This window comes from Streptomyces palmae (assembly GCF_004684805.1).
GTDB classification, from domain to species: domain Bacteria; phylum Actinomycetota; class Actinomycetes; order Streptomycetales; family Streptomycetaceae; genus Streptomyces; species Streptomyces palmae.
Genome location: NZ_SRID01000544.1, coordinates 1 through 3,252, shown reverse-complemented (window position 1 = coordinate 3,252; position 3,252 = coordinate 1). Strand labels below are relative to the sequence as shown.

Sequence of the window (3,252 nt, the reverse complement as noted above, 5' to 3'; positions counted from 1 at the left end):
GCAGCACCCCCTCCAACGACCACTCCACGAACGGCGCCAGCGCCCGCTCGCACTCCCCCATCGCCTCACCGAAGACCGGGCTGGAGTCCAGCAACTCCACCGCCATCCCCGCCCACTGCGACCCCTGACCCGGGAAGACCAGCACGGTGTCGCCGGGGCCGGTGTCGCGGCCGGTGACCACCTGGGGGGAGCCCGCCTCCTCGCCGGCCGCCAGGGCGCGCAGGCCCGCCAGGAGTTCCTCGCGGTCGCCGCCGACCACCACGGCGCGCTGCTCCAGCACGGCACGCGAGGTGACCAGGGAGCGGCCCAGGTCGGCCGGGTCCACCTCGGGGTGGGCGAGGACGTAGCCGGCCAGCCGGTCGGCCTGGGCGCGCAGGGACCGCTCGTCGCGGGCCGAGACCAGCCAGGGCACCATCGCGGGGGCGGTGGGCGTGCCGCCCTCGGGGCCGCCCTCGGCCACTTCCTCGACGGGCGCCTGTTCGAGGATCACATGGGCGTTGGTGCCGCTGGCGCCGAAGGAGGAGATGCCGGCCCGGCGCTCCCGGCCGGTGTCCGGCCAGTCCTGGGCCTCGGTCAGCAGTTCCACCGCGCCCGCGGACCAGTCCACGTGGGGGGTGGGCTCGTCGATGTGCAGGGACTTGGGCAGCGTGCCGTGCCGGAGGGCCATCACCATCTTGATGACGCCGGCCACACCGGCGGCGGCCTGGGTGTGCCCGATGTTGGACTTCACCGAGCCCAGCCACAGCGGACGGTCCGCGGGGCGCCCCTGTCCGTAGGTGGCCAGCAGCGCCTGCGCTTCGATGGGATCGCCCAGCGAGGTGCCGGTGCCGTGCGCCTCGACCGCGTCGACGTCGGCCGCCGAGAGCCGGGCGCTGGACAGCGCGTCCCAGATCACCCGCTGCTGGGAGGGTCCGTTGGGGGCGGTCAGGCCGTTGGAGGCGCCGTCCTGGTTGACCGCCGAGCCGCGGACCACGGCCAGCACCCGGTGGCCGTTGCGGCGGGCGTCGGAGAGCCGCTCCAGCACCAGCATGCCGACGCCCTCGCCCCAACCGGTGCCGTCGGCGCCGGCCGAGAACGCCTTGCAGCGGCCGTCCGGGGCCAGTCCCCGCTGCCGGGCGAACTCCACGAACATCCCCGGCGAGGCCATCACCGCCGCGCCGCCGGCCAGGGCCATCGAGCACTCGCCGCGCCGCAGCGACTGGCAGGCCAGGTGCAGGGTCACCAGCGAGGAGGAGCAGGCGGTGTCCACCGTGACGGCCGGCCCTTCCAGGCCGAACACATAGGACACCCGGCCCGAGAGCACGCTGGCGGCGCCGCCGGTGAGCAGATAGCCCTCGAAGTTCTCGGTGGCCCGCTGGACCAGGGCGGCGTACTCCTGGTGCCCGGTGCCCACGAAGACACCGGTCTTGCTGCCGCGGCGGGCCCCGGGGTCGATCCCGGCCCGTTCGAAGGCCTCCCAGGTCACCTCCAGCAGCAGCCGCTGCTGGGGGTCCATGGACAGGGCCTCGCGGGGGCCGATGCCGAAGAACCCGGGATCGAAGCGGCCCGCGTCGTGGACGAAGCCGCCCTCCCGCCCGTAGGTGGTACCGGGGTGGTCGGGGTCCGGGTGGTAGAGGTTGGCCAGGTCCCACCCCCGGTCGGTCGGGAAGTCGCCGATGGCGTCCCGGCCTTCGGCGACCAGCCGCCACAGCCCCTCCGGGTCGGCGACGCCGCCGGGGAAGCGGCACGCCATGCCGACGATCGCGACCGGTTCGCCGTCGGCCGCCTCGACTTCCTGGAGCCGCTGGCGGGTCTCGTGCAGATCGGCGGCCACCTTCTTGAGAAAGTGCCGGAGTTTTTCCTCAGTGTTGCTCACTACGACGCCACCCCTTATGGACGTGCTGCGGATCGGGATACGGGTCCCGTCCGGTCAGGAGATTCCGAGTTCCTTCTCGATGAAGTCGAAGACCTCATCGTCCGCGGCGGATTCCAGGTCGCCGGCGGTGGTGGTGTCGGCGGTGGTCGCCGTGGTGCGCTGCTCGCCCCACTGGGCGGCCAGGGCCCTCAGCCGGGTGGCGATCCGTGCCTGGTCCGGATCGTCCGGGCCGACCCCGGCGAGCGCGGCTTCGAGCCGGTCGAGTTCCTCCAGTACGGGATGGGCGGCGGGTGCTCCCTCGCGCGGCATCGCGGTGCGCAGATAGCGGGCGAGGGCGGCGGCGGTCGGGTGGTCGAAGACCAGGGTGGTGGGCAGGCGCAGCCCGGTGGCGGCGCCCAGCCGGTTGCGGAGTTCGACGGCGGTCAGCGAGTCGAAGCCGAGTTCGTCGAAGGCGCGGTCGGGGGCGACGGCCTGGGCCGTGGCGTGCCCCAGCACCTGGGCCACCTGGGTGCGTACCAGGTCCAGCAGCAGGTCCTCCTGCTTGGCCGGGGGCAGCCCGGCCAGCCTGCGCAGCAGTTGCGCGGCCTGGTCGGCGGTGCCCGCGGTGGTGGCGGCGCCGGCCGGGGCGGCGGGTGCCACCAGGCCGCGGAGCACCGGCGGCAGCTCGCCGGGCGCGGTGCGCAGCGCGGCGAGGTCGAGGCGTACCGGCAGCGGCGCGGGGTGGGCTGCGGTGAGCGCGGCGTCCAGCAGCGCCAGGCCGTCCGCGTCGCTCAGCGGGAGCACCCCGGAGCGCCGCATCCGGCGCAGCGCGGCGGCGTCCAGGCCGTCGGCCATGCCGCCCTGCCGCTCCCAGGGGCCCCAGGCCAGGGAGAGGGCGGGCAGGCCACGGGCCGCGCGGTGCTGGGCCAGGGCGTCCAGGAACAGGTTGGCCGCCGCGTAGTTGCCCTGGCCCGGGCCGCCCAGGGTGGCGGCGGCCGAGGAGAACAGCACGAACGCGGCCAGCGGCATCTCCCGGGTGAGTTCGTGCAGGTGCCAGGCGGCGTCGGCCTTGGGGGCCAGCACGGCGTCGGCCCGCTCGCAGGTCAGCTCCGAGACCACCGCGTCGTCCACCACCCCGGCGGTGTGCACCACGGCGGTGAGCGGATGGGCGGCGGGGATCTCGGCCAGTGCCTCGGTCAGCGCCTGCCGGTCGGCGGCGTCCACGGCCCGTACGGTCACCTGGGCGCCCAGGGCGGTGAGTTCGGCGCACAGGGTGTCCGCGCCCTCCGCCCGCGGTCCGCGCCGGCTGAGCAGCAGCAGGTGCCGTGCCGCGTGAGCGGTGACCAGATGGCGGGCGACCAGTCCGCCCAGGGCGCCGGTGCCGCCGGTGACCAGTACGGTGCCGTCCGGGTCGAGGG

The 3,252-nt window shown here is 75.3% G+C and carries 2 protein-coding genes; both read right to left on the bottom strand.

What is annotated here, in order from left to right; all coding sequences use genetic code 11:
* A partial coding sequence (locus E4099_RS30635; RefSeq protein WP_135342362.1) for a type I polyketide synthase occupies positions 1-1,855 on the bottom strand: 1,855 nt, incomplete at its 3' end.
* A gap of 54 nt (positions 1,856-1,909) precedes the next feature.
* The coding region (locus tag E4099_RS34980) for a type I polyketide synthase (RefSeq protein WP_135342361.1) at positions 1,910-3,252 on the bottom strand (1,343 nt) is incomplete at its 5' end.